Source organism: Burkholderia sp. b14, assembly GCF_900156195.1.
Classification (GTDB): Bacteria; Pseudomonadota; Gammaproteobacteria; order Burkholderiales; family Burkholderiaceae; genus Mycetohabitans.
This window is the reverse complement of record NZ_FTPJ01000003.1, coordinates 1,753,772-1,775,379: the sequence shown is the minus strand read 5'-3', so window position 1 is coordinate 1,775,379 and position 21,608 is coordinate 1,753,772. Positions and strand designations below refer to the sequence as shown.

The window sequence follows — 21,608 nt, the reverse complement described above, 5'->3', positions numbered from 1 at the left end:
CACGGCTCGACTGCAGGTAGGCGTCGCCGGCGGGCACGGCACGTGCGTCGCGCGCTGCCGGCGTGGCCCCGGTGTCCGGGGCCGGCACGGTTCAGCGGCTGCCGAAATACGGCGACCAGGGGCCGGATGGAGGGGCATGGCGGCGCGGCGCGCGCACCAGATGAAGGCGGGGCCTTTGGCGCGGATGGCGCAGCGCTCGCGCCGGCGCAACGCGCACCGAGCGGCCCAGCGAGGCACGCCAGATGCTGTGTAGACGCAGATGGACGAGCGAGTGCGCCCACGCGCGTACGCTGCTGCTGCTCCAGCGCTGCGCGATAGTGTGCGACAAATGCGCGGCCAGCGCGCGTGTGCGCGCGACATGATGGCGCAGTGAACGCGCGGCGCGCCGTTGTGCGATACGCGTGATGTGAGCGGCACGCCAGACGGTGGCGGACATGCGTTTAGACAAACGGGCTGACATGATCATTGACTCGATATTGAAAGCGCCGAAGCGCCATTTTGCAGCGGTAACGGACTCAGCTTACACCCGAAATAGCTTACCCAACAGTGGCACGGACCACGCCGCCGCGTGTGGGTTCAAGGGTAAAAACATAGGTTGGAAGCGTGCCACGCGTACTGCACGTAAAATCGTTGGAATCGAAGTCATTGAACCGGATATGCGATGGCGGAGCATTTCTCAAAGAGAGGGCAGGTCGAGTTGCTGAGGCAGCACGGTTTTGTCGTCGTGCACGGATTGTTGCCGGCCGAGCGTTGCGAAGCGATCAAGCAGGCGGCGCGAGCCGAGCTTACGCAGCCGCAGGGACCGGTGGAATTTGAGGCGGATCTGCGCTATCCCGGCGCACCGCAATCGCACGCCGCGCCCGGCGGCAATACGGTACGCCGTTTGCTGGACGCCTACGCGCGCGATGCATTGTATCGACAGTGGGCCACGTCAACGGCAATCCGCAACTGGATGGAATTGTATTTTGGCGAGCACGTGTCGCTTTCGCGCGCGCATCATAATTGCATGATGACCAAGCACCCAACATACGGCAGTCTGACGGGCTGGCACCGCGACGTCCGGTATTGGGCATTCGAGCGCGAGGATCTGGTATCGGTGTGGCTCGCGCTCGGTACGGAGACCGTGGAAAACGGCGCGCTGTGGTTCGTGCCAGGATCACACGCGGTAGATTTTGCCCCGGAGCGTTTTGACGAGGCGAAGTTCTTTCGCGCGGACGTGCCCGAGAATGCAGCGTTGATCAGCACGGCGGTTTCCCCGGTGCTAAATCCGGGCGACGTAGTGTTCTTTCACTGCAACACATTGCATTCGGCGGGCAAGAACCTGACTGACGACGTCAAGTTCTCGCTGGTCTTCACCTACCATGGCGTCAGTAATGCACCGGTGCCGGGCACGCGCTCGGCGGCCAAGCCGGAAGTGCCGCTGTGAGCGCTGACGGGCGGTGAGCACGCGTGGCATCCGGACCGGGTGCACCGCCGCGTGCTCACGCACCAGTCCTGCGTACTTTAGCGTCGCGAGCTGAGCGCGAGCCCGACGATGCCGGCAACCAATGCCACCGCGCCGGCGGCGAGCAGCGTGATGGTGCGCTCGGTCGGCGTGCCGGTGAACAGGCGTGACACGTCATTGCTGAATGAGTGCAGTGATGTGCCGCCGAAATACAGCAGCACGATACCGCCGACAATCAGCGCGATCGATACAGCGTTACCCATGAAAGTGTCCTCCGTTGTTGTGCGATGCGCGTCGAGCGTGACCCGATTATCGCCGACGCACCGTGCGCCGCGGCGCACTGGATTGTTTGATTGCGTATAGCCCTAGGGCTTTTCGCATAAGTGGCCAGGCTGCCGTACAACGCTATTCGTCCGGCACTGCAGTGCCGGACGTGCGGCCGCCGCGGTCTCATGCTATCGGCCTGTCGAGCGGGCTGTGGCATCACTTTGGCGATATTCCGCCCAACTGCGCGTCGATACGCGGCAACACGCACGCCAGCGTGATACCGCGCGCCGCCATGAACAGCAGCAGTGACGCCCATAGCCCATCGTTGCCGAACGGGCCGGGCAGCGTCACCGTCCCCAGTATGAACACGGCGAGCGATATTGCCATGGCCCACATAAGGTCCCGCGTGCGCGTCGCGCCAATGAACACGCCATCGAATAGAAAGCCCCAGACGGAGATCACCGGCAGCGCCACGGCCCACGGCAGAAAGCGTACGGCCGTATCGCGGACCGCATGCTGATCGGTCAGGCAGCCGATGATCCATGTGCCGCCGCTCGCGTAGACCAGCGAAAAAACCAGTGCGCCGAGCCCGCCCCACACCATCGTGGTCCGCACAGCCTGACGGAAGGCATCGCGTTGGCGCGCGCCGATGGCGGCCCCAACCAGCGTCTCGGCGGCATGGGCGAATCCGTCGAGCGCATAGGCCATGAAGGTCTGGAAGTTCAGCAACAGTGCGTTGGCTGCCAGCACCAGGTCGCCCTGTGCCGCGCCGGCGTGCGCGAACCAGCCGAAACATGTCAGCAGGCACAGCGTACGCACGAAGAGGTCGCGATTGAGCGCAACCAATCGCCGCAGCGCGCCGGTATCCACAAGCGTAGTCCAGCGCAATGGCGGCAGCGCGCGTGGCCGCTGTCGCCACAGCAGCCACGCGCCCAGCGCGAAGCCGCACGCGTCGGCCGTCGCGGTAGCCGCACCGATACCGGTGATGCTCCAGTTGAAGACATAGACGTACAGCAGTACCGCCGCCACATTGACGGCATTGATCAACAGTTGAATGAACAACGCGACGCGCACACGCTGGCAGCCCAGCAGGAAACCCAGTATCACGTAGTTGCACAGTGCCAGTGGGGCGGCCCAGATCCGTGCGTGGCAATAGTCGCTCGCATACTGCTGCAGTGCGTTGCTGCCGCCGATGAGGCGCAACGCGGCACTGATCAATGGCGTGCGCGACGCGAGCACGACTAGGCCAATTATGGTCGCCAGTGCCAATGCGCGCAGCAGCGTCGCGCGCAACGCGACGGTGTCGCGTGCGCCGAATGCCTGCGCCGTGAGCCCGGTGGTGCCCATGCGAAGGAAGCCGAAGCCCCAGAAAACGAAATTGAAGAACAGGCCTGCAGCGGCGACCGCCCCCAGATACGCTGGGTCCGATAGGTGGCCCGCGACGGCCGTGTCCACCGCGCCAAGGATCGGCTGGGTTAGGTTTGCCAGAATGATCGGTATCGCCAGCGCGAGTACACGGCGATGCCACCGAGCAGCACTGATCGGTGTATTGGACAGGGACGCGGACAGCGGTTGGCACGGCGGCAAGCGGTCGTTGGATTCGTTCGTGGACAGCGCCATGTTGGGCAAGGCCGTCATCATGACGGAGAAGGGCTTGGAACGACGGATTCGCGTCCTGCGCGTGACAGCGACATAAAAAAAACCCGCTCATCAAGCGGGCTGAATCCATATCAGGAGGAGACATGGAGGAGACGGTTCTCACTATACTGATTCGGGTGCTGCAATGCAACATCTTTGCGTGGAAATTTTAGAGTAAGCATTCTATCGATCGGCGGATGATCCGTTCCTAATAGTGTCGAACCAGCGCTTTGTCCTGCCGAATGACAGCGCAAGATACGTGGCGCCCGGGTACGGCGACATCGATAAAGTGAATCACACGCTATCCATAGTAAAGGTCAGGTCCATTATGAGTGATCGAGCCACCATGCCAGTTTATCCGGCACACCGGGCCGGTTCACCGCGTGCGGTCGCCCCCGCGTCCCTGCCGAAGACGTATCATTCGATCGTCATGACGCACGATACAGCCAGTCCATCCAGCGGCGCGCCGGGCGATTACGCGAGCGATGATGCGCGTTGGAACGCGGTACGCGCGCACGACCCGTGCGCCGATGGGTATTTCTTCTTTGCGGTCCGCACGACCGGCGTGTTCTGTCGGCCGTCGTGCAAGTCACGTCCGCCGCGGCGCGAAAACGTGCGCTTCTTCGCGTCCGCCGACGCGGCCATGGCGGCGGGTTTCCGCGCGTGCAAGCGCTGCCAGCCGCTACGTGTTCCCCGCGAGGTCGAATTGGTCGCGCGGGCCTGTTCGGTGCTAGCCGAACGGATCGACGAGCGCGTCACGCTGGCGCAGCTCGGCGACGCGGTCCACACGAGTCCCTATCATTTACAGCGCGTCTTCAGTCGCATGATGGGTATCTCGCCGCGCCAATATCACGCGAATTTGCGCGCTGAGCGGCTGCGCGAAACGCTGCGTTCGGCCAGCAGCGTGACCGATGCGGCGTTGGACGCCGGCTTCGAATCTGCGTCGCCGCTGCGCAATGCCGCACGAGGGCATCTGGGCATGACCCCGTCGGCGTACCGCAAACATGGCGCCGGCATGACGATCGCCTATGCGATCGCCTCGAGTCGGCTGGGTCCGGTACTAATCGCGGCCACCGGGCGCGGCCTGTGCAAAGTGGCGTTCGGTGACGACGAAGCCTCACTGTTACACGCATTGCACGACGAGTTTCGCAACGCGAAGCGGGTCTGCGATCCTGAACGCCTCGCGCACTACGTCGAGCGTATCGACGCCTACCTGGACGGACGTGCCGATCCGACGAACTTGCCGTTCGATGGGGTGGCGACTGCGTTCCAGCGCCGCGTCTGGGACGCGCTGCGCCGGATTCCGTACGGACAGACGCGCAGCTATACCGAGGTCGCGGCTGAACTTGGCGTGCCGAACGCGGTGCGGGCGGTCGCCGCCGCATGTGCCGCGAATCCGGTGGCATTGGTCATTCCTTGTCATCGCGTGGTCCAGAAAAGCGGTGCGTTGGCCGGCTACCGGTGGGGGCTGCAGCGCAAGGCGGCGTTGCTCGACGCGGAACGGCGCGGTGGCGCGGTCCGCGCTGCAACGCTCGGCGCGGAACCCATCGATGCGTAATGCGTTCACCACGCCGATCGCTTATCGGCCGCTGTACGACTGGCCGACGCCGAAGCTGTCGCCGCGCGCGGCGGTGGGCATCAGACGCTGATCCGGTTCAGCGTATACGCGCGGTAAGCTGCGACGAACTGATCAAAGTGGCCGACTTCGGTGCGCTCGATCTCGGCTTGTTGCTGCAGCGAGCGCGCTGCCAGGGCCGCGTAATGGGCATGCAGCTCGCGCGGCAGCGGTCGGGCACGCATCTGCGCAGCGTGCTGCGCACTGTGCTCGAGCGCGAAGCGTGTGAACGAGCGCCCGGTCGTGCGCATGTCTTCCAATACACGTGCCGAAGGGGTCAGCGAGAAGTCCTCGACCTTCGCGCGTTGCGCGGCCAGTGCGTCGCCATATCGGCTGCCGCCCTCCTGTGCGTCGAGCAACGCCGCGGCCGGCCCAATCCGCTCGAGCAATTCGACGGCCCAGTCCCGCAAGGGCACCGGGCGGCCGCCGCGGGACAATTCAAGTTCCGGACGCCGCCCCTGCGTCACCACACGGGTGAAGTTGTTGCCTGCTTCGGTGCACTCCGCCTCATGGAGCAACGGGCTCGCGTCCAGCGCGCAAAACAACAGATACGCTTCGACAAAACGCGCGGTGGTGGCCGAGATCCCGGTGGCCTCGAACGGATCGATGTCCAGCAGGCGCACCTCAATGTACTGCACGCCGCGCGACGCGAGCGCGTGCAGCGGCCGTTCGCCTGGTTGCGTGACGCGCTTCGGGCGGATCGTCGAGTAGAACTCGTTTTCGATCTGCAGCACGTTGGTGTTGATCTGCAACCACTCGCCGTCGCGCTGGGTGCCAAACTGCTCATACGGCGCATAGGGCTGGCTGACCGCGTTCGCTAAGTTGTGTAGATAACCATCCAGGCTGTTGTAGTCCGCGCGCAGTGCCGCCTGTGCGGATGTGTTCTGGTAGCCCAGGTCGCTCATTCGGAGACTGGTCGCGTACGGCAGGAACAGCGTGTCGGCATCGAACGTATCCAGCGCATGCGCGCGTGCGCGCATGAAGTTGCGTGACAGCGCTGGCGAGGCGCCGAATAGCAACATCAGCAGCCAACTGCTGCGGCGGAAATTGCGAATTAGCGCAAGATAGGCATCCGACTGGTACTGGAGCGGCGAGCCGTCGACTTGTTCGTGCTGTTGCAGCAGGCGCCAAATGTTCTCGTGCAACGAAAAATTGTAGTGAATGCCGGCGATGCACTGCATCGCCTTGCCATAGCGCAGCGCCAGTCCGCGCCGATAAACGTGCTTGAGCCGGCCAATATTCGACGTGCCGTATTGCGCGATCGGGATTTGTTCCTCGGGCGGCAGCACACAGGGCATCGACGCGTTCCACAGTAACTCGTCGCCGATTGATTCGTAGACGTAGCGATGCAGCGTATCGAGCTGCTCCAGCATTACATCGGCGGCGTGCCCGGCCGGCGTGATGATCTCGAGCAACGCTTCGGAATAATCGGTCGTCAGCTGCTCGTGCGTAAGCGCCGAGCCCAATGCGGCCGGATGCGGCGTGGGTGCCAGCGTGCCATCGTGCTGGACCCGCAGGCTCTCCTTCTCGACGCCACGCAGACCTTGCGCTAGCAACGGGCGATGCGCGGGCTGTGCCAACAACGCCAGGCGTTGGGCATACGCATCCGTCGTCGGGAGGGCGGGCGTGTTCTTGAGCATTATTCGGCCAGATAAGGCTAAGCGGGCGTTTAGCGTCGCGGCAGCCGCGCCGCAGCGCGGGCGGACATCACGACGATCAGCTTCATCGTGGCGCGGGTTGCCCCGACAAAAAGCTTGCGGGCGGCCCGCTCGTCGAATGCATCAAAATCTACCTCGGTCAGGATGACACAGGGCGCGGCTTGGCCCTTGAAGCGGTGGATCGATTCGTACAGCACGTCGCCGTCGCGGTACTCGGGATTGCCGAACAGATCGTAACGGCCGGTGAAGCTGCGCAGCCGGTGCGGCCCGAGCTGTTCCAGTGCGGCAAAGCGTGATTTCTCACGGCCGCGGAACGACAGCAGCGCGATATCCTGTTTGCGAAAACCCAGCGACAATGCCTGAGTGATAGCGCGCTTGGTCGGCTCAAGGGGATCGTCGCCATCATAGGTCGACACGGAAACGTCCGAGCCACCGAAGGGACTGCCGCTTTCGACGGTGAACGACGGGCCGATCACCTCACGCAAGTAGTCGAAGATCTCGCGTGGGCTGCGATAGTTGACGCTAGCATTCAACGTGACCCAACCTGGCAACGGGACTGGTTCGCGCATATACAAATTCTGCATCGGGTCTTCCAGCCACCACCATGCGCCGCTCGGCGCCAGTAGCCGTTGCAGCGCGGCGACCCAATGCGCGCGGAAGTCCTGTCCCTCGTCGACGATCAATACGTCAAAGCGCCACGCCTCACCGGGGGGTACGTCGGCAAAGCGTGCGTCGAGCCAACCGAAGACATCCGGTGAGGCAAAGTCCGGCTCTTGCCCGCTGTCGCGCACGACCCAGTCGCACAGCTGGTGGTAGGTCGCGACCTTCACGCCCGGCGGCGCGACGCGCGCGATATGGTCCGCCAGTGGACGGTTGAAGCATACGTACAGCGCGCGCCGGCCCTGTGCGAGCGCGTCCTTCATCACCTGGATCGCCAATTGCGTCTTGCCTGAGCCCGCCGTGCCGGTCACGCGCAGCCTGAACGGCTCGAACGACAGGCGCCGCGCCCATTCGGCTAGGCCGCCGGAGAGCCGCGTGACCAGCGTGTCTGCCTGCCCGACCAGTGCGCTGGCGTCCGGCGTCAGCGCAAGGTGATCGGACAGAAAATGATGCAGCTTGGCAGCACAGTCGAAGGGGGCCTCGTCGGGCGGCAACGCGCGCTGGATGACCGCGGCGAGTTGGTTTTTACGCGTCGCATCGACGATGCGCTCTGGGGCGACGCCAGCAATGCCCGGGTCGCGCACGATATAGTCCGGGCAATACAGCAGCGCCTCGATGCAATAGGTGCCGGCGCCGAACGCCGCGGTGAAGCGTCGATGCAGGCCTTCGATCGTGCGGGCCAACTGGACTGCGACATTGCGTTCCTTTTGCAGATAGACCTTAACTAGGCCCGTAGACGTTTCGCGCAGGAATCCCGACTTCTGCTCGATCACCATCAGGCGCCCCGACGGGCCCACCACGACGAAGTCCGCTTCGCCGAATACTGAGAAGCCCTGGTTCACGCGGGTCCAATGCACGCCGTGATAGACCGTGTAGCCGTCCGGCAGTTGCTCGGCCAGCGTGGTCAACGTCTCGCGCTCGCGGGCGGCGGCGCCTGCTGCGTCCAGGTGTTTCCAGTCGTCGGGAATGATGCGCGCCATGTTCAGCAGTGTCTCGGATAAGGGCTAGCGGGTACGCGGTGCTGTGCAGCATTCATTCTATGCGAGCCGCTGCGTGTCGGTTAGAATACGCCAGTCTTTGGGGAGTAGCCTTTCCTGCGTTGCCGGGTCGCGGATGCGATGCGGCGGCCGGCCCGGTGGCCGCGTCGCGTGAGTCCGATGCCGGTACGCTAGGAAGATCGCGCCAACAGTCTCCGGCTCATGCCGTGGCGCGCTCGGCCCACCCGGGTTTGGCCAGACCATCGACGCCGCGCCTCGTCCCGGTCGGACCGTTGCGCCGCGTCATGGTTCATGTGTCCGACCGTGGAGATATCGTGCAACATCCCCATTCCCCTTACCCGCCTGCCCGTTGGGTCATGCCGCCCGTTGCGACGGGAGCGTGCGCATGACTTGGCTCGTGCTCGAACTCGTGCTGATGCTCGCGGTGATCCTGATCGCCGCCGAATTGTTCACGAACGCGCTAGAACACCTGGGCGAGCGGATGAAACTATCCGAGGGCGTGACCGGCTCATTGTTCGCGGCGGTTGGCACTGCGCTGCCCGAGACGTCGATTCCGCTGATCGCCATTGTGTCGGGACGCGGCGAGCGGCTCAACGAGGAGATTGGCGTGGGCGCGATCCTAGGTGCGCCGCTGATGCTTGCGACGCTGTCCACGTGTCTAATGACCGTTGCGGTATTGCGCCAGCGTGGGCTCTGCGGACGGATACGGCCGGAGACCGGCGGCATCAACCGCGATCTCAACTATTTCCTGTTTGCGTTTGCGTTATCGGCCGCTGCGATGTACGTGCCGCATACGAATGTGCTGGTGCGGGCAGGGTTGAGCACCGCGCTCGTATGCGTGTATCTACGCTACGTGTATGCGACGTTGCACGCCTCGCAAGCGTTGGTAGCTGGCGGACACGGCACCGAGGCGCCACACGTCATGCATCTGTCGCGCTTTGGTGTCCCGACCCGGCTCGTGACGATCGTACTGCAGCTGGGTCTCGCGCTGGCTTTGCTGGTCGGCGGCGCGAAGGGATTCATCCATGGCGTGGACGGAGTCTCCCAGCTGCTGGGCGTGTCGCCGCTGCTGTTGTCGCTGCTGATTATCCCGATCGCCACGGAGTTACCCGAGAAGACCAACAGCATCTTATGGGTGCGTCGCGGCAAGGACACGCTCGCATTTGGAAACCTCACCGGCGCGATGGTGTTCCAAGGCACACTGCTGCCGGCGCTGGGCATTATGCTCACGCCATGGGAGCCGCGCATCGAGGTGCTGACTGGTATCGTGATCACACTGGTCGCGGCAGCGTGGTGCCGCGCGCTGTCGCGCGGTCGCGGCCTGCCGATCTGGGCGCTGCTGTTCAACGGCGTGCTCTATGCAGTCTATCTGGCCGTGACGTTGGCATAATGCTGCGATGCTGTTCGATTGTTCGCCGTTCGATTTCGGAGGTAGGAATGCAGGTTAAGTCTCTGATAGGCGCCACTGTGGCGCTGTTTGCCATGCTGGGCGCTGGCGTGCCCGCCGCCGCGCAGGCCACCACGCAGGCCGCTGGGCTGGCGGGGGTGCAGGTGAGCGGCTGCTGGGTGCGCACGATGCCGGCGACCCTGCCGTCATCCGCCTATTTCACGATAAGAAACAACGCAGACAAGCCGGTTTCGCTGCTGGGCGTCGATGCGCTGGCCTTCGGGATGGTCATGATGCACCAGACGCAGAGCAACGGCAGTACGTCGCGGATGGTCCATGTGGATGCGGTTGACGTGCCGGCCCACGGTACGCTGCAGTTTGCGCCGGGCGGTTATCACGTGATGCTCGAACAGCCCAAGAGCACGCTGAAAGTCGGCACGACGATTCCGTTGACGCTCAATTTCGGCGCTGCCGGCAAGCTGGACGTACAGTGCGAGCTTCGGCCTGCCTCGGCGTCGGCGCATTGAAGTCGCCGCGCCAACCGGTTTGTTGTCGCGGGTGACACGATGAGCGAACCTGAGTGCCCGATGCTGAACTGGACTGAAGGCGGCCAGACCCGCCATGCGCGCTGGCGCTCGCACGCTGGGCTGCCGCCGCCGCGGCGCGTCGTACCGGCCGATGACACGCTCAGTGCCGATCACGCTTATCGCCTGGCATGCGAGGGAACCGCAATCCTGTGGCGGGGCGACTTCAATAACGCGCGGCAGCTGCTGCAGGCCATCGCGCGGCGTGTTGAGCGTCGTCGGGCCAAGGGCGGTGCGACGCCACAGGAAATGTTCAACCTGCACCGGCTGGCGCAATCGCAACGGGCCCGCACGCTGGCGATGCTGCTGGTGCCGCTCGATGGGCATTACCGGATACCGCTGCGTCGTGCCCCGGACCTGAGTGAGGCGTGCGCGCACGCATACGGCCCGCCGCCCGGCGGCGATGCGGCAAGCGTCGTTTCGCTGCGTGAGTTGCTGGGGATAGTCGGCGCGTTCGAGTGGTATTGCAAGGGCGTGGTCATCGACGCGCTCGGCGGTGACCGGATCCATCCGCACTATGGCGTGTTTTCGCCCGTACGCGGCGAATACCTGGACCTGATAGCGCAGGCGCCGTTGCCAGAGGGTGCCGATGCGCTTGTTTTCGACATTGGCACCGGTACCGGCGTGATCGCTGCATTGCTGGCCCGGCGCGGCGTGCGGCGCGTGATCGCGACGGACGTTGATTCTCGCGCGCTGGATTGCGCGCGTGAGAATGTCGCCCGGCTGGGGCTGTCCGCGCAAGTGGAGGTCGTGCAGGCAGATCTTTTTCCGTTATCACGTCGCGCGCCGCTGGTGGTCTGCAATCCGCCGTGGGTACCGGCGCGCCCGAGCGCATCGATCGAGCATGCCGTGTTCGATCCGGACAGCCGCATGTTACGAGGATTCCTCGCCGGCCTGCCGGCGCATTTGACACCCGGCGGCGAGGGTTGGCTGATCATGTCGGACTTGGCCGAGCATCTTGGCTTGCGCCCGCGCGAAGCTTTCCTCGCGATGATCGACGCGGCCGGCTTACAGGTGCTCGACCGCGCCGATATCCGGCCGCGTCATCCCAAAGCGTCGGACGTCGCGGATCCGTTGCATGCGGCGCGGGCCCGCGAGGTGACGTCGCTGTGGCGCCTCGCGGTCCGAGGCCGTTGAGCGCGCGCTATGCAGTGCCGCGCAACGTATGCGCGGCGGCCACCATGTTGCGCAGCGCCGGGATGACTTCTGTCCATGCGCGTGTCTTCAACCCGCAGTCCGGATTAACCCACAGGCGTTCGGCTGGGATGCGCTCGGCCGCCTTGCGCATCAACTGGACGATGTGCTCCTGCGTCGGGATGTTCGGTGAATGGATGTCGTACACGCCCGGTCCAATCTCATTCGGATAGTTGAAGTGATCGAACGCATCGAGCAGTTCCATGTCGGAGCGCGATGTTTCGATTGTGATGACGTCTGCGTCCATATCCGCAATCGACGCGATGATGTCGTTGAACTCCGAATAGCACATGTGTGTGTGGATCTGCGTGTCGTCGCGCACGCCGTTGGCCGCAATGCGGAACGCGCCGACCGCCCACTGCAGGTACTCATGCCATTGCGACTTGCGCAGCGGCAAGCCTTCGCGCAAGGCCGCTTCGTCGATCTGAATCACGCGCACGCCCGCGCGCTCCAGATCAAGCACCTCTTCGCGGATTGCCAGCGCAAGCTGCTGACACGACACGGCACGCGGCTGGTCGTCACGCACGAATGACCAGTTCAGGATCGTCACGGGCCCGGTCAACATACCTTTCATCGGCTTGTGAGTCAGCGATTGCGCATATTGGATCCATTCGACCGTCATCGGCTTTGGCCGGCGGATGTCACCGAACATGATCGGCGGTTTCACGCACCGCGAGCCATACGACTGCACCCAGCCGAATTGGCTGAACGCATAGCCTTCGAGCTGCTCGCCGAAATACTCAACCATGTCGTTGCGCTCGGCCTCACCATGCACGAGCACGTCAAGCCCCAGCGCTTCCTGTTCGCGCACGCTGCGCGCGATTTGCTCGCGCATGGCCGCGTGGTAGCTCGCCTCGTCCAGTTCGCCGCGGCGGAAATGGCTGCGCGCCTGGCGGATGTCTTCGGTTTGTGGAAACGAGCCAATTGTCGTGGTCGGATACGGCGGCAGTTGCAACTGCTCGTGTTGTTTGCGCGCGCGCTCCGGGTAGTGGCTGGTGCGGCGTTCCATGTCGGCGTCGATGCGCGCGAGCGCCGCCTTGACGGCCGGGTTATGCACGCGCGCCGATACCTTACGCGCCGCGATGGCGGCCTGATTGTCCCGCAGGTCAGCCTCTACGGCCTGCCTACCGTTGTTCAGTGCCGTAGCAAGCACGTTGAGTTCGTCCAGTTTTTGCAGTGCGAAAGCAAGCCATGAACGTAGCTCGGCATCGAGTTCGCGCTCACTGGCCAGATCCACCGGCACGTGCAGCAGTGAGCACGACGGCGCGAGCCAGAGCCGCTGGCCGAGTTGCCGGTGGATCGGCTCGAGCCAGTCGAGCGTGGCGACGAGATCGGTTTTCCAGATATTGCGGCCGTTGACGACGCCGAGCGACAGCACGCGCTCGGCCGGCAGCTCCGCGATGACGTCGCAGACTTCATCGCGCGCATTGAGCGTGTCCACGTGTAGGCCTTGCACTGGCAATCGGCATGCAAGCGGCAGGTTCTCCTGCAATTGGCCGAAGTAGGTAGCCAATAGCAGCTTAACGCGATCGGTGCGCAGCGTGTCGTAGGCGCGCACGAACGCTTGCTGCCACTGCGGATCGAGCTCGGTGACGAGGATCGGTTCGTCGATCTGCACCCACTCGGCACCGCACGCGGCGAGTTCATCTAGCAATTGCGCATAGACCGGCAGCAGTCTTGGCAATAGCGCAAGTTTGTCCGAGTCGTCCTTGGCTTTGCCGAGCCACAGGTACGTCAGCGGCCCGATGATCACCGGCTTGGCTTTCACGCCAAGGCGACGTGCCTGTTCGAACTCACCGAGCAGGCGCGATGCATCGAGCGAAAAGGTCGTGGACGCGCTCAATTCCGGCACGATGTAGTGATAGTTGGTATCGAACCACTTGGTCATCTCGCCGGCCTGCACGCCGCAGCTGCATGCGCCGTCCGTGGCCGAACGCCCGCGCGCGATCCGGAAGTAGTTGTCCAGCGAATCGCCGTCCAGTTCGCGTACTCGCTCCGGCAGGTTGCCGAGCGTGAAGCTCATGTCGAGCACCTGGTCATAGAACGCGAAATCACCTACCGGCGACCAGTCCAGTTTCGCCTGGTCGGCCCAGTGCTGCTGGCGCAGTTGAGCGCCCGCTGCCTTCAGTTCATTTAGCGAGGACTGTCCCTTCCAGTAAGACTCGAGGGCGAATTTCAATTCCCGCTTCGCGCCGATGCGCGGAAAGCCCAGATTGTGCGTGATGGCCATAATTTGATAGAGGGTGGGTCAAGAGTGCGTCGATCATAGGGGTTGGGATCTATGAAAAAAAGTGGCATTATTTCATCGGCCCATTAGTTATTTTCATATTTCAATATGCTCGAACGTATCCACCTGGCGATCGTGCGCGAGGTTGACCGGCGGGGTTCATTGACCGCTGCCGCCGAGGTATTGTGCTTGACCCAATCGGCGCTGAGCCACACGGTCAAGAAGATGGAGCAGATGCTGGGCACGGCGGTCTGGCGCCGCGAAGGCCGCAATCTGCGGCTGACGCAGGCGGGCGAATACCTGTTATCGGTCGCCAATCGCGTACTGCCGCAGCTGGAGCACGCGCAGGCACGTCTGGTGCAGTACGCGCAGGGTGAGCGTGGCACGCTGCGCATCGGGATGGAATGCCACCCCTGCTACCAATGGTTGCTTAAGGTGGTGTCGCCGTACCTGGCACAATGGCCGGACGTCGATGTGGACGTGAAGCAGAAGTTCCAGTTCGGCGGCATTGGCGCGTTGTTCGTCTATGACATCGACATCTTGGTTACGCCCGATCCGTTGCACCGCTCGGGCCTTCGCTTCGAGCCGGTGTTCGACTACGAGCAGGTGCTGGTGGTCCAGCGCGGACATGCACTGACACGTGGCACGCACGTCGAGCCGGCGCAGTTGGCCGGCGAAGTGCTGATTACCTATCCGGTCGATATCGACCGGCTCGACGTGTATGCGCAATTCCTGGTGCCGGCCGGCGTGCGGCCGAAGCGTCACAAGACGATCGAGACCACCGACATCATGGTGCAAATGGTCGCCAGCGGCCGCGGCGTTGCCGCGCTGCCGCGCTGGCTGGTGCAGGAATATGCGGACAAGATGCCGATCGAGCCGGTGCGGCTGGGACGCGACGGCATCGACAAGCAGATCTTCGTGGGTATGCGCGAGGCGGATGCCGATACCGACTACCTGGCCGCCTTCGTCGCGCTTGCGCGGCATTCAGCCCGCTATGCGGCAGCGTAACGTCACGGCGTGGCGGGACCTTCGATGATGGAGTCGACCAGCCACTCCTGCAACGACACCTCGATTGTGATAAACGAGCGGTTGCCGCCTCGTTGCAAGCGTCCCGCGAACATCCGCCCGTTCGGGTCCGCGACCATGCCGCTGATCGACGACGCACAGCCCGTTGCGGCCATACGCGATATTTCGCCGGACAGGCTCAGGATTTCGACCCCGGGACCCTCGACCGTGATGGCCGCGCTCGTACTACGCTGCGGCAGCAGCAGTGTCGCGCCGAGTAGGCTGCCGACCGCACCGCGTACCAGCGCCCGCTCGACCCCGTGCGCGTCGCACAGGTGTTCCAGCGACGTGATCAGGTCCTCGTTAGGTTTGACGCGCGCGACGACCAGCCGCCCCAGGCGGCCCGATTCGATCATGACGTGGTCTTTCATACGAGCGGTGTCCTTATCGGTTGCAACAGGTCGTAGGTGGTTTCCGGATCATGGGAGACGACCAGTTCCACCTCGTCGAACAGGCATACCCTGACCCGCATCGGCTCATGGCCGACCACGGTCCGCTGCAGGTCCAAATGGCCGCCGTGGTGCCTGCCGCGGGCATCGATCATGCCGCCATGGCAATGCAGCACGCGGCTGCCGTCCTCGCACCGACCAATCGTGATCGTCGCATCCACTAGCGTGACGTCGCCGTCACAGACGATTGGCGGGCCATACACGTACGGTGGGCCAGCGTGCGCGGCACGAATGATGACGTGATATTCGACGTGCGCGCATACGCCGCCGCCACTGATGCGCGCACAGCCGCTGCGCTGCGTGAAGCCATCCAGTGTCCGGTGCAGTGCGGTTGCGAAGTTAGCGCCCGGCGGCAGCGTGATGAGTAGCTCGTGCGTGCTGTGATGAGTCAGCACTTGAGCGATGCGTGGCGATGTCGGAGGCCCCGGATGGACGAATGCTGGGGGATGATGTGCCGGGCGCGGATCGGCCAGTGACGGCCATATCGGCGCCGTGTCGGCAGGGGGCATCGTCGGATGCATGGTATCGACTCTCCTCGGCCTTCTTCGACAGACGTCGATGGTCGTGCGCAAGTTCGATGCCGGCTCGGGGATGGGCCTGGTCCACCGCCTTTTCCGACAGCCCTTTTGCGCCGGGCGCGCGCCCCTGCCGTCCCGCCAATCCCGTGGCCGACCAGCTTGATGATAGTCTGCTAATAGCGGTTTTCGGGCCGAATCTTCAGCGTGAAGCCGCATCGTTTGTAATGTGTGAGGATCGTATCGTAAAGGTACGGCACTGTCTGGCGCGGCGATATCAGAAACGACTCCCGGTGCAGCTCGGTGACATCGACCGTCGAGTGGTGCGCAAGCGGATGCTGCGCGGGCGGCGCTGCGCTACGTATGCGTGTTAATGAAACGAGATTGGCGTGCGTAGCCCGGCCGTGCATGAGGTCGCGGTACTCGGCATGCCCGACTGCGCGCTACACAGGTCCGCGCTTATTCGTGTTCTGGAACGCGCTGCCCAAGTCGGCCTATGGCAAGATCGCAAAGAAAGGCGTGCGGGCCGAGCCCACGGTCGCAAAGAAAGACATGTGGGCCAGGTCCACGAAACGTGGGCGTCCTACCAAGCCTGCTCGTAGATGGCGAGGGCGTCGGCTTCGCGGACTTCACGCGGATTGTTCACGAGCAGACGGGTCTGCAGCATCGCATCAGCGGCCATTCTCGGCAGATCGTGCCGGCCGACGCCGACTTCGCGCAGCGTCCTCGGGATCCCGGTGGCGGCAATCAGCGCGTCGATCCGTGCAATCCATACCGCGGTCCTGGCTTCGTCGCTGCCGCGTGCGTCGGGTGCGACGATCGACGCAAGCTGCGCATACTGCTGTGCGGCTGCGTTCGCGTTGAAGCGCAGCACGTGGGGCAGTACGAGTGCATTGCACAAGCCGTGTGGCACGTGAAACAGGCCGCCGATCGGATACGCGAGCGCGTGCACGGCGGCCACCGGTGCATTGGCGAAAGCCTGCCCGGCCAGCATCGCGCCGAGTAGCATTGCCTCGCGCGCCGCGCGGTCCTGCCCGTTGTCGCACGCCGGCAGCAGGTGGCGGGACAACAGCTCCAGCGCCTGCAGCGCGAGTCTGTCTGACAGCGGGTTCTTCAGGCGTGCCGACGTGTACGCCTCGATCGCATGCACCATGGCATCGATGCCGGTGGCCGCGGTCGTCGCACGCGGCAGGCCAAGCGTGAGTTCCGCGTCCAGAATCGCGACGTCAGCGAACAGCTGTGGCGCGACCACGCCCATCTTGCGCGCCTCGTCGAGCGTGACGATCGACACCGCGGTGACTTCCGAGCCGGTGCCCGCGGTGGTCGGCATTTGCACCAGTGGCACGCGCGTGCCGCGTACGTTGCCTACGCCGTACATCTCGGCCAGCGGTTGCTGCCCGGCCACCAGGATGGCGATCAGTTTGGCCACGTCCATTGACGAGCCGCCGCCGAGTCCGAGCACGATTTCGGCACCGACGGCCGAAGCACGCGCGGCGGCGTGGAGCACCACCTGTTCGGGCGGATCGGCCACCACGTCATCGATGACAGTGACATGCCAGCCCTGCGCGGTGAGGTCCGCCAGCGCGGGCCCGAGCAGTCCGCTGCGATGCAGGAACGCGTCGGTGACCACGCACAGTCGGCTCAGTGTGCCGAAGTGCTCGCGCAGCAATGCGCCGAGCCGGCGTGCCGCGCCGAACTCCACGATCACGGTCGGCACGGTCTGAAAGAGGAAGGGGGTCATTGGCTTGCTCCGTGAACCATGTGGCTTCTGACCTCGCGGCGTTCAAGCATCGGAATGATCTGACCGTAACCGAGCTGCTGAAAATGCGGCGTTTGCCGATGCTCGTCCAGCCCCGTTGCATCAGTATACTGCTCGAGGATCACAAAATGGTCAGGATCGTGCGGCGAGCGGAAGAACTGGTAGTCCAGGTTCTTCGGCTCATCGCGCGTGGCGCGCGCGAGCGCGTCGAGCAGCGTTAGCACGCGCTCACTCTGCCCGGGCTTGGCGAAATAGTGGGCAATGACCTGCAAGTAGGGCGGCTTCACTGTTGATTCCCTCTTCCACGGTTCGTCGCGCGTTCCGCGCGGCGATCCAGGTTCCACAATTGACTGTCGCTGGTGGACACTGCCACCGCGCCGTGCGCCTGCGCCTGGCGCACATCGTGCTCATTGCAGACGAAGCCCGACGCGACGATCGGTGGCAGCGCCGCACGGTTTTGCTCACGCAGGTGCGGCAGCATCGGCGCCGGCATCAGCTGCACCAAATTGGGATCGCTCTGCTCGATCGCCTTGATGCTGCGCGGCCACGTCGAGCGGTCCGTCACGAAAACCTTCTGCATTGTCATCAAACCGGCGCGGTTGGCGCGCTGCACCGTCGCCACGCGCGTGGACACTAAGCTGGTGACGCCAATATCGACGAGATATTCGACGCCGCCCTTGTCCTGCGACAGCCCATCGCAGCTGTCGATATTGACGATCACGGACTTGCCGGCCCGCGTCAGCGTGACCACGACCGCCTGCAGCTTGCGCAGCTCGACGTTGGCCACGATGCCGACTTCGGCCGCGCTGCCGATGAAGCTGTCAAGCTGCTCGGTGCCATACAGCGTTGCAATCACAGGATGTCGGGCCAGACGCGCTCCGAGGGACTTGTCCATATCAAAATATCAGCTTGCCGGCGGGACGATGTCGTCATCCAGGCCGAGCTTACCAGGGTTGAGAATGTTCTTCGGATCCAGCGTACGCTTGAGCGCTTGTAGCACGGGGAACGCGCTGCCCAGCGAGTGGCGCATGTAGGGCGCGCGCAGTAGACCTACACCATGGTGGTGGCTCAGCGTCGCATTGTATTGGATCAGCACGGCATTGGCCGCGTCCCACGCACGGCGGTACCACGCGGCGCGCTGCTCGATGGCCACTTCGCCGCGCAACGAGAAGTACAGGCATGCGCCGTCCACATAGGCATGCGACTGATGCGCGGAGCCCGCCAACGTACCCGGCACCGATTGCAGCGCATCGACCACATCGCGATAGATCGCGGCCAGATCGCGCCAGCGCCCCGCCATCTCCAGCGTGTCGGCGACGAACCCCGGGCTGCGTTTGAAGCCCTCCGCGCTTTTGCCGGTCAGGTACCGCGTGTCGAGCCACTTCTCAAAGATCGCTTCCCCGGCCAGCGGCTGCCCTTGCGGCTTGCACACCTGCTCGCAGACCGCAATCCCCGCATCCACAATCTCGCGCGTGCCCTCGTCGGCGATCAGCAGCACATTCGTGTCTGGCAGGCCGAACTGCACGCCGCTTTCGAGCGCATCGTACAGACGCAGCGCCGCTGGTTGGGCGCCGCGCTGCATGATTTCGCGGCATGCGTGCAGGCCGGCGGCGAACGAGTCGAAGCCATAGGCAATCGCCCGACCGTAGTCCGGTAGGCGGTGCAGCTTCAATCGTGCGCGCACGATGATGCCCAGCGTGCCTTCGCTGCCGATGAACAGCTGCTGCAGGTCCGGCCCGACCGCTGCGCGCGGATAGCCGCCGACGCTGATCAGCGAGCCGTCGGCCAGCACGACGTCCATGCTGTATACCATGTCCTCGATCTTGCCGTAGCGCGTGGACAGCTGTCCGGCGCCTCGGCAGGCGATCCACCCCCCCACGGTGCTGATACCAAACGACGACGGCCAGTGTCCCGTCGTCAACTGGTGCTCGCGCTGCAGCGACGCCTCGAATACGTCGCCGAACATACCCGCCTCCACCTCGACGAGCTGGCTTTCTTGATCTACGCTGAGTAGCCGGTTTAGGCCGCATAAGTCCAGCACGATGCCGCCACGCACCGGCAGCGCCGCGCCGGTGACGTTGCTGCGCCCGGCCGACGCCGTCACCGGGATCGACGCCGCATGCGCAATGCGCATTACCGCCTGGACCTGCGCGACGCTGGACACGCGTACGACAACGGCGTGCGGCGAGGCCGGCCGGCCGGCGGTTTCCGTGACCATCGAGGCAGCCCACCAGTCACGGGTCCACGCGACCACTTGTGCCGGCTGTGTGATCACCTCGTCGGCGATTTCCCGCAGCGCGTCGCATTGCCGCTCCGAGACCTGCACCGGTGCGCGTTGCATGCTGCCGGCCGGCGCGTCGTACGGCACACTGGGCAGGTTCAGCGAGTACGGTGGCGGCGTGTGAGCGCCGACGACATAATTGCCGCGGTTGTAGCCGCGCTGAATGGCTTCCTTGCTGATCATCCGTTATCTCCGATGAGGACCGATTTCTCGTATTGGACGGCCGCGACGTAGTCGCGCACCTGGCTGGCGACGAGCGCGTCGGACAAGCCGAGCTCCGCCTTTAGAATCTGACCCACGCGCGGTGCGGCGCGGGCTGACGCATCGCGCGCCATCAATCGTGCGCGCGTGCGCCGCGACAGCACGTCGTCTACGCTGCGCGCCAACTCATGGCGCGCAGCGTAGACCACTTCCGCTTCGCTGTACGGCAAGCCCTCGACGATCGGGGCGAGCAGTGACGGGCGTGCATCGATCAGGTCGCTGACGAAACGCGCCTCAGTGCCGTAGCGCTCGCCCAGATGCGCGGCCAGCCCGCCCGAGGCGACGATCGCCTGCGGGTCGTAGCCGGCCGCGCCCAGCAGGTAGGCCGATTTCGTGCGGCATGGCGCGCGTTTGCCGATGACTGTCTGCGCCGCGTCGATGGTCTGCTCCGCCATGTGCCGGGAGGTCGTCAGCTTGCCGCCGACAATCGTCACCAGGCCGTCGGACGCGATGTGGATCTCATGGTTGCGGCGCATCTCGATCGTCTTGCCGCCGGGGGGGCCGACCAGCGGCCGGCAGCCGGCGATGCTGCCCACTACGTCGTGCGGCTGCAGGTCCGTCTTCAAAGCCGAGCGGGCGCCTTCCAGCAGGAAATCAAGTTCTTGCCGTGTGCAGTACACGTTGTCCAGGTTGCCGTCGTAGTCTTCGTCGGTGGTACCCAGGTACGAGACGTTGCCCCAGCGGGTGATCGTCGCACGCCGGTTGCGGCCCGGCACCGGGATCGTGACGGTGCAGTCGTTGCGAATCTTCAACCACGGAATCGCCACATGCACGCCCTTGGCTGGTCGTACCTGGAGCGCTGGTGCATCCCCCTTGCGGCGCCCGTCCCAGTCGCGCAGCCAGACGCCGGTTGCCATGATCACCACGCCGGCGCGCACGCGGATCTCGCGGCCGTCGGCATGCACGATTGCACCATCGACGCGTCCTTGCGCATTACGGGTAACCTCGGCCACGCGCGCATGATTGGCCAGCGCCGCGCCGTGGAACGCCGCGGTGCGCGCCAGTGTCAGCGTCAGCCGCGCATCGTCCACGCGCGCATCGAAATACATGAAGCCGCCGGTTAAGTACGCTTCGTTGAACGTTGGGCAGTGCGACAGCACTTCAGCCTTGGTCAGTTTCTGGTGCAGGATGCCTTCGCGCCAGCCGCCGGCGAGGTCATACGTCCACAACAGGCTCTCGAAGGCCTTCGCCAGGCGCTTGTCGAATACGCCGCCGCGCTCCATCACTGGGAACAGGAACGGCAGCCGTTGCACTAGGTGGCGCGCATTGCGGCGCAGGCGCTGCCGCTCCAGCAGCGAGTGGCGTACCAGGCTGAGATTGCCCTGCTCGATGTAGCGCAGGCCGCCATGAACCATCTTCGAGGATTTGGATGACGTTCCGGATGCGAAGTCACTTTTCTCGACCAACGCGACGCGGTAGCCGCGCAGGCTCGCGTCCAGTGCCGCATAGGCGCCGGTGACGCCGCCGCCGACGATCAACATGTCGAATGTGTCGCCGCCCAGGCGCGCGAGCTGTTCCTCACGCACTACGTGCAGTGGCGATGTGGCTGTCATCGCAGCCCGATCCTGCCTGGGCCGTCTGGATGGTAAGAAAATCATACTGGTGA

At 64.4% G+C, this 21,608-nt stretch carries 19 protein-coding genes; 6 read left to right on the top strand and 13 right to left on the bottom strand.

The window, feature by feature from the left end:
• Nucleotides 1–91: 91 nt before the first annotated feature.
• Nucleotides 92–460 carry a hypothetical protein gene (locus B0B13_RS12530; protein ID WP_139337418.1) on the bottom strand — a complete coding sequence of 123 codons (369 nt, stop codon included), beginning with the start codon at nucleotides 458–460 and terminating at the stop codon, nucleotides 92–94.
• A gap of 201 nt (nucleotides 461–661) precedes the next feature.
• On the opposite strand from B0B13_RS12530, the gene B0B13_RS12525 reads away from it, so the two are divergent.
• A complete protein-coding gene (locus B0B13_RS12525; protein WP_076796725.1) occupies nucleotides 662–1,426 on the top strand; it encodes a phytanoyl-CoA dioxygenase family protein in 765 nt (254 codons plus the stop codon).
• A 77-nt stretch (nucleotides 1,427–1,503) separates the two neighbouring features.
• Here the strand turns inward: B0B13_RS12525 and B0B13_RS12520 are convergent, their stop codons facing one another.
• Both B0B13_RS12520 and B0B13_RS12515 read right to left on the bottom strand, forming a co-directional pair.
• Nucleotides 1,504–1,707 (bottom strand): DUF3185 family protein, encoded by a 204-nt coding sequence (locus B0B13_RS12520; RefSeq protein WP_041753951.1) that lies wholly within the window; start codon nucleotides 1,705–1,707, stop codon nucleotides 1,504–1,506.
• 220 nt (nucleotides 1,708–1,927) lie between these two features.
• Nucleotides 1,928–3,352, bottom strand: a complete 1,425-nt coding sequence (locus tag B0B13_RS12515; RefSeq protein WP_235089950.1) for an MATE family efflux transporter — start codon at nucleotides 3,350–3,352, stop codon at nucleotides 1,928–1,930.
• Nucleotides 3,353–3,779: 427 nt separating this feature from the next.
• On the opposite strand from B0B13_RS12515, the gene ada reads away from it, so the two are divergent.
• Nucleotides 3,780–4,907 carry a bifunctional DNA-binding transcriptional regulator/O6-methylguanine-DNA methyltransferase Ada gene (ada, locus tag B0B13_RS12510; protein ID WP_076797322.1) on the top strand — a complete coding sequence of 376 codons (1,128 nt, stop codon included), beginning with the start codon at nucleotides 3,780–3,782 and terminating at the stop codon, nucleotides 4,905–4,907.
• Between the two features lie 80 nt (nucleotides 4,908–4,987).
• Here ada and gshA read toward each other — a convergent pair whose 3' ends face one another.
• Together gshA and B0B13_RS12500 are read right to left on the bottom strand one after the other, a co-directional pair.
• Nucleotides 4,988–6,604: a glutamate--cysteine ligase gene (gshA, locus tag B0B13_RS12505; RefSeq protein ID WP_076796724.1), complete on the bottom strand. Its 1,617-nt coding sequence runs from the start codon at nucleotides 6,602–6,604 to the stop codon at nucleotides 4,988–4,990.
• A 29-nt stretch (nucleotides 6,605–6,633) separates the two neighbouring features.
• Nucleotides 6,634–8,262 (bottom strand): ATP-binding domain-containing protein, encoded by a 1,629-nt coding sequence (locus B0B13_RS12500; protein ID WP_076785831.1) that lies wholly within the window; start codon nucleotides 8,260–8,262, stop codon nucleotides 6,634–6,636.
• Nucleotides 8,263–8,665: 403 nt separating this feature from the next.
• On the opposite strand from B0B13_RS12500, the gene B0B13_RS12495 reads away from it, so the two are divergent.
• Genes B0B13_RS12495 through B0B13_RS12485 form a run of 3 tightly spaced genes read left to right on the top strand, consistent with a single transcriptional unit; the run spans nucleotide 8,666 to nucleotide 11,388 of the window.
• On the top strand, nucleotides 8,666–9,670 hold the full coding sequence (locus tag B0B13_RS12495; RefSeq protein WP_076785830.1) for a sodium:calcium antiporter: 1,005 nt from the start codon (nucleotides 8,666–8,668) through the stop codon (nucleotides 9,668–9,670).
• A gap of 47 nt (nucleotides 9,671–9,717) precedes the next feature.
• Nucleotides 9,718–10,194, top strand: a complete 477-nt coding sequence (locus tag B0B13_RS12490) for a copper chaperone PCu(A)C (RefSeq protein ID WP_235089941.1) — start codon at nucleotides 9,718–9,720, stop codon at nucleotides 10,192–10,194.
• 39 nt (nucleotides 10,195–10,233) lie between these two features.
• Entirely contained in the window at nucleotides 10,234–11,388 is a 1,155-nt protein-coding gene (locus B0B13_RS12485) for a methyltransferase (RefSeq protein ID WP_076785829.1), read from the top strand.
• 7 nt (nucleotides 11,389–11,395) lie between these two features.
• On the opposite strand, the gene metE is transcribed toward B0B13_RS12485, so the two are convergent.
• Nucleotides 11,396–13,675: a 5-methyltetrahydropteroyltriglutamate--homocysteine S-methyltransferase gene (gene metE, locus B0B13_RS12480; protein ID WP_076796723.1), complete on the bottom strand. Its 2,280-nt coding sequence runs from the start codon at nucleotides 13,673–13,675 to the stop codon at nucleotides 11,396–11,398.
• A 105-nt stretch (nucleotides 13,676–13,780) separates the two neighbouring features.
• On the opposite strand from metE, the gene B0B13_RS12475 reads away from it, so the two are divergent.
• A complete protein-coding gene (locus B0B13_RS12475; RefSeq protein ID WP_076785827.1) occupies nucleotides 13,781–14,680 on the top strand; it encodes a LysR family transcriptional regulator in 900 nt (299 codons plus the stop codon).
• Between the two features lie 2 nt (nucleotides 14,681–14,682).
• Here B0B13_RS12475 and B0B13_RS12470 read toward each other — a convergent pair whose 3' ends face one another.
• The 7 genes from B0B13_RS12470 to B0B13_RS12435 all read right to left on the bottom strand — a co-directional run bounded on the left by B0B13_RS12470 (nucleotide 14,683) and on the right by B0B13_RS12435 (nucleotide 21,600).
• A complete protein-coding gene (locus B0B13_RS12470; protein ID WP_076785826.1) occupies nucleotides 14,683–15,108 on the bottom strand; it encodes a PPC domain-containing DNA-binding protein in 426 nt (141 codons plus the stop codon).
• Complete coding sequence (locus B0B13_RS12465) at nucleotides 15,105–15,695, bottom strand: PPC domain-containing DNA-binding protein (protein ID WP_212667366.1); 591 nt, start codon at nucleotides 15,693–15,695, stop codon at nucleotides 15,105–15,107. The genes B0B13_RS12470 and B0B13_RS12465 overlap by 4 nt, the downstream gene beginning before the upstream one ends.
• Nucleotides 15,696–16,284: 589 nt before the next feature.
• Nucleotides 16,285–17,442, bottom strand: coding sequence for an iron-containing alcohol dehydrogenase (locus B0B13_RS12455; protein WP_076796721.1), 1,158 nt, complete (start codon nucleotides 17,440–17,442; stop codon nucleotides 16,285–16,287).
• The gene (locus tag B0B13_RS12450) at nucleotides 17,439–17,747 is read right to left on the bottom strand and encodes a putative quinol monooxygenase (RefSeq protein ID WP_076796720.1); all 309 of its coding nucleotides are present in this window, start codon (nucleotides 17,745–17,747) and stop codon (nucleotides 17,439–17,441) included. Before B0B13_RS12450 ends, B0B13_RS12455 begins: the two co-directional genes overlap by 4 nt.
• Entirely contained in the window at nucleotides 17,744–18,355 is a 612-nt protein-coding gene (locus B0B13_RS12445; RefSeq protein WP_076785821.1) for a glycerol-3-phosphate responsive antiterminator, read from the bottom strand. The genes B0B13_RS12450 and B0B13_RS12445 overlap by 4 nt, the downstream gene beginning before the upstream one ends.
• Before the next feature lie 9 nt (nucleotides 18,356–18,364).
• Complete coding sequence (locus B0B13_RS12440; RefSeq protein WP_076796719.1) at nucleotides 18,365–19,924, bottom strand: FAD-binding oxidoreductase; 1,560 nt, start codon at nucleotides 19,922–19,924, stop codon at nucleotides 18,365–18,367.
• Nucleotides 19,921–21,600 (bottom strand): glycerol-3-phosphate dehydrogenase/oxidase, encoded by a 1,680-nt coding sequence (locus tag B0B13_RS12435; protein WP_076796718.1) that lies wholly within the window; start codon nucleotides 21,598–21,600, stop codon nucleotides 19,921–19,923. Before B0B13_RS12435 ends, B0B13_RS12440 begins: the two co-directional genes overlap by 4 nt.
• Nucleotides 21,601–21,608 lie beyond the last annotated feature (8 nt).